Origin of the sequence: Streptomyces hygroscopicus subsp. hygroscopicus (assembly GCF_001553455.1) — a bacterium.
Classification (GTDB): domain Bacteria; phylum Actinomycetota; class Actinomycetes; order Streptomycetales; family Streptomycetaceae; genus Streptomyces; species Streptomyces hygroscopicus.
The window spans coordinates 1-986 of sequence record NZ_BBOX01000512.1; the positions used below are offsets into that span (position 1 = coordinate 1).

1 protein-coding gene is annotated in these 986 nt (G+C 75.1%); it reads right to left on the reverse strand.

What is annotated here, in order from left to right; genetic code table 11:
* On the reverse strand, positions 1-986 hold a 986-nt coding region (locus AXW62_RS37640), incomplete at both ends, for a SpnB-like Rossmann fold domain-containing protein (RefSeq protein ID WP_502688792.1).

A 986-nucleotide genomic window follows, 5' to 3' on the forward strand; every position in this document is an offset into this window, starting at 1 on the left:
CAGGGTGGTACCGGTGGGGCGCCACGCGGCGGGCGTGGCATCCGGGACGGCCGCGCGCTCCAGTCGGCGGGCCAGGGCGGTGGAGCGGATCGCCACCTGGTCCTCCGGCTGCCCCGGCACCAGCACGGCGGCGATACGGGCGGGAGTGCGGGCGTCCAGGACGGTCGGCAGATCGATCAGACCACCCCAGAGCCGTGGGTGTTCCAGCGCCGCGACCCGGCCCAGGCCCCAGACCTGCGCCTGGTGGGGGTGGGGAAGCGGATCGGTGGCGACGGCGGCCACCGCGCCCTGGGTGACGCACCACACGGGCGCGGTGAGCCCCGTCCGGCTGACCGCCTGGACCAGGGCGGCCGTGGCGGCCAGCCCCACGGGTACGGCCGGATGGCCGGGGTGGGGCGTCTGATCGAGCGCGAGCAGACTCACCACACCCTCGGGTGTGCTGCCGTCGGGCAGGTGCGAGAGCCGTGGGACGAGGGCGTCGCGCCGGGCGTCGGCGCCATCGACCGACACCACCTCATGAGCCGCGCCATGGGCGGCGAGCGCCTGGACGGTGGCGTGGACGGCCGGGTGCTCCTCCAGCCCGGACGGGACGAGGAGCAGCCAGGTCCCGCAGAGCGTCGGCGCGGCCACGGGGTCCGGCAGCCGCTGCCACGCGACCCGGTAACGCCAGGAGTCGATGGTGGAACGCTCACGGTGCCGGCGCCGCCACGTCGACAGCACCGGAAGCGCGGGCAACAGCGCGTCGAGGCCGGGGCCGTCCTTCTCCAGCTGGAGTGTGCTGGTGAGGGCGTCGACATCGCGCTCCTCGATGGCGTCCCAGAGCCTGGCCTCGGCCGGGTCCTGGCCGTTGCCGTAGCTGTCGAGGCGAGGAGCGGGCGGGGCGAGCCAGTAGTGCTGGTGTTGGAAGGCGTAGGTGGGGAGGGGGATGGTGCGGGGGGTGGTGGGGGTGGCGGGGTACCAGCTGGTCCAGTCGATGTGGGTGCCGT